The organism is Mesorhizobium sp. M7D.F.Ca.US.004.03.1.1, assembly GCF_003998635.1.
GTDB classification, from domain to species: Bacteria; Pseudomonadota; Alphaproteobacteria; order Rhizobiales; family Rhizobiaceae; genus Mesorhizobium; species Mesorhizobium loti.
Window position 1 is genome coordinate 1 of sequence record NZ_RZQG01000657.1, and the last position, 3,400, is coordinate 3,400.

Sequence of the window (3,400 nt, forward strand, 5' to 3'; positions counted from 1 at the left end):
ATGCTCGGCACGGCGGCGGCAGCCGCACCACGCTCTTCGTTGACCCGGTCCCAGACCTTCGAAGCGATGTCGCGGTAGATTTTCGCCTCGGCGCCGTCGGGCTTCGAGACGACAACCGGCGTGCCGGCGTCCGAGCTTTCGCGAATGCCCATCTCGAGCGGCACTTCGCCAAGGAAGGTGACGCCGAGACGCTCGGCCTCGCGGCGCGCGCCGCCATGACCGAAGATATCGTAGCGCTTGCCGGTATCCGGGGCGATGAAATAGCTCATGTTTTCGACGATGCCGAGCAACGGCACGTCGACCTTCTTGAACATGTTGAGGCCTTTTCGCGCGTCGATCAGAGCCAGATCCTGCGGCGTCGAGACGATGACGGCGCCAGCCAGCGGCACCTGCTGGGCCATGGTCAGCTGCGCGTCGCCGGTGCCGGGCGGCATGTCGACGACGAGCACGTCGAGCCGGCCCCACTCGACCTCGCGCAGCATCTGCGTCAGCGCCGACATCACCATCGGTCCGCGCCAGATCATCGGCGTTTCCTCATCGACGAGGAAGCCCATCGACATCACCTTCAGGCCGTAATTCTCCATCGGTTTCAGGATCTTGCCGTCGACGGTCTGCGGCCGGCCGTGGATGTTGAGCAGCCGTGGCATCGACGGACCGTAAATATCGGCATCGAGCACGCCGACGCGCAGGCCATTGGCGACGAGGCCAAGCGCGATGTTGACGGCGGTGGTCGACTTGCCGACGCCACCCTTGCCGGAGGCGACCGCGATGATTGCCTCGATGCCGGGCACGCCACGTTTGCCCGAGCTGTGTGAAGCGGGAGCATGGGGAGCGGCACGTGGCGCGGCCGCGGGCGGAGCGGGCCTGGGAGCGGGGCGCGACGGAACCGGCGCCTCCATGCCGCCGCCCTTCTTCTCGGCCGTCAGCGCGACGACGGCGCCGGCGACGCCGGGAATCGCCTTGACGACGCGTTCGGCGGCGGCACGCCGCGGTTCCATTTCCTGGGCACGGGCGGCGGGAACGGTAATCGAGAAGAAGACCTTCCCGTCAGCGATGAAAATCTCCGAAACCATGCCGAGGTCGACAATGTTGCCGGTGAAATCCGGCCCGTTGACCGTCTTCAGACGCTCGGTGACGATTTCCTTGGTGACGGACATGGCAGTTTTTCCTTACGCAGCTTGCGCCTGAGATAATGCAGTTTCCGGACAGAACCAAGCCGTGGAGCAATGGCTGCCTTGGCGTGCCCGGAAAAACGATGGGGTCCGTCGGATTTCATCAGCATCAAACGTCTTCCAGATGATCGAGTGCCGGTGCGGCCGTCAATCAGGCCAGCCGACAGTCGTCAAACAGTCGAAGAGACCTATTTCAACGACCAGCACAGGACCGACAATCAAGAGAAGGAGGCGACCATGCTCGCAAACAGCAACGCAACGGCCAATCTGGCGGTAAAGGACCTGGCAAGGGCCAAGGCTTTCTATGAGGGAACACTTGGCCTGAAACAGGTGCACGATGAGGGCGGCGAACTGATCGTGTACAAAAGCGGCGACACCACCCTCAACGTCTATCATTCCCAATTTGCCGGAACCAACAAGGCAACGGCGGTGACCTGGATGGTTGGCGACGAGATCGGCAACGTTGTCAAGGAACTGAAGTCGAAGGGCGTCACCTTCGAGCACTATGAGATGCCCGGCCTGACGCTGGAGGGCGACGTCCATGTCGGTTACGGCATGAAGGTCGCATGGTTCAAGGATCCCGACGGCAACATCCTGAACCTGGTGGACAAATAGGTTGTTTCGTATTTCGGGGAGGCGGCGCACGCATGATCTGTGCGGGCACTCCTCGCTTGTTTTCCTGGAACCGGTGACTCGCGCCAACCGTTTGTTTTACCGCATTTATGCGGGCGCCAAAATGCTCTAGCTTCCGTCCATGATCGACAAGCTGGAATTCTTCATCGCGCTGGCCAGGGAAGAGCATTTCGGCCGGGCGGCGGAAGTGTGCGGCGTCACCCAGCCGACGCTGTCGGCCGGAATCAAGCAGTTGGAGGGCCAGCTTGGTGTCATGCTGGTTCTGCGCGGCTCGCGCTTCCAGGGACTGACGCCGGAGGGCAAACAGGTGCTGGTGTGGGCGCGCCGCATCGTCGGCGACACCCGCACGATGCGCGAGGAAATGCGGGCGGCGCGCCACGGACTTTCCGGACGCATCCGCATCGCCGCCATTCCGACCGCACTGGCCATGGTCGCACGGCTGACGACACCGTTTCGGGCAAAACACCCGGGCGTCACCTTCTCGGTGCTGTCGCGCACGTCGATCGAGGTGCTGTCGCTGCTCGGCAATTTCGACATCGACGCCGGCATCACCTATCTCGACAACGAGCCGCTGGGGCGGGTGACCAGCGTGCCGCTCTATGACGAGCGCTATCAACTGATCACCGCGATGGGAAATCCCTATTCCGACCGCGACAAAGTGACATGGGCGGAGCTCTCAAGCCTGCCGCTGTGCCTTTTGACGCCGGACATGCAGAACCGCCGCATCATCGACCAGCATCTGGCCGAAGCCGGCGTGCAGGTGCGACCAACGCTGGAATCCAATTCGATGATCGTGCTGTTTTCCCACATCCGCACTGGCAAATGGTCGTCGATCATGCCGCTCAACCTCGCGGAAACATTCGGTTTTTCCGAGCCGATACGAGCCATTCCGATCGTCGAACCCGACGCCAGCCACACGGTCGGCCTGGTGGCGACACCGCGCGAACCGCACACGCCGCTGGTCTCGGCGCTGCTAGACGAGGCGATGGCGCTGGCGGACGATTTCCACGCCAACCGTTGAGTTAGACAAGGTTGGCTGATGACAGTCGATAGAAGACTTCTATCGTCCAACGAAACCGCTTTATTGATTTCGGAGGTTTTCTTCGATTTCTTAAGCACTTAGCGATAAAGCGGCACAGGCATGTCGTTGCTCCAAAACCACTTAATGTTTTTGGGCGATACGCATGGACCGCTACGATAGGGAGGGCGCTGCATGCCAATGCAGCCTGCAAGTACCGAGATCACGTCGCGCACGGCCGCGATCATCCAGGAGCTGAAGGGCCTTGAAGGCCCGCTGCTGCCGATCCTTCACGGCATCCAGGAAGAGTTCGGCCATGTGCCGCACGATGCGCTGCCTGTCATCGCCGAAGCATTGAACATTTCCCGGGCCGAGGTGCACGGCGTCGTCACCTTCTACCATGATTACCGCAGCCATCCGGCAGGCCGGCATGTGCTGAAGCTTTGTCAGGCGGAATCCTGCCAGTCGATGGGTTCGGACGCCGTCGCCGCCAAACTGAAACAGTTGCTGGGCATCGGCTTCCATGAGACGACCCGCGACGGTTCGGTCACGCTGGAGCCAGTCTATTGTCTCGGCC

General features: G+C 61.9%; 4 protein-coding genes. 3 read left to right on the forward strand and 1 reads right to left on the reverse strand.

The features are described from left to right. Positions 1–1,157: Mrp/NBP35 family ATP-binding protein (locus EN935_RS27445; RefSeq protein WP_164771376.1), on the reverse strand; the 1,157-nt coding region annotated here is incomplete at its 3' end. Positions 1,158–1,409: 252 nt separating this feature from the next. On the opposite strand from EN935_RS27445, the gene EN935_RS27450 reads away from it, so the two are divergent. The 3 genes from EN935_RS27450 to EN935_RS27460 form a co-directional block, all read left to right on the forward strand. Then, the gene (locus tag EN935_RS27450; protein WP_109666744.1) at positions 1,410–1,787 is read left to right on the forward strand and encodes a VOC family protein; all 378 of its coding nucleotides are present in this window, start codon (positions 1,410–1,412) and stop codon (positions 1,785–1,787) included. 139 nt (positions 1,788–1,926) lie between these two features. Beyond that, complete coding sequence (locus tag EN935_RS27455) at positions 1,927–2,826, forward strand: LysR family transcriptional regulator (protein ID WP_109666141.1); 900 nt, start codon at positions 1,927–1,929, stop codon at positions 2,824–2,826. A gap of 192 nt (positions 2,827–3,018) precedes the next feature. Continuing rightward, positions 3,019–3,400, forward strand: a 382-nt coding sequence (locus tag EN935_RS27460; RefSeq protein ID WP_127373815.1) for a formate dehydrogenase subunit gamma, incomplete at its 3' end; no start/stop codon positions are given.

Coding starts and splice junctions, on each gene's coding strand:
- EN935_RS27450 (WP_109666744.1), top strand. CDS start 1,410: ATGCTCGCAAACAGCAACGCAACGGCCAATCTGGCGGTAAAGGACCTG.
- EN935_RS27455 (WP_109666141.1), top strand. CDS start 1,927: ATGATCGACAAGCTGGAATTCTTCATCGCGCTGGCCAGGGAAGAGCAT.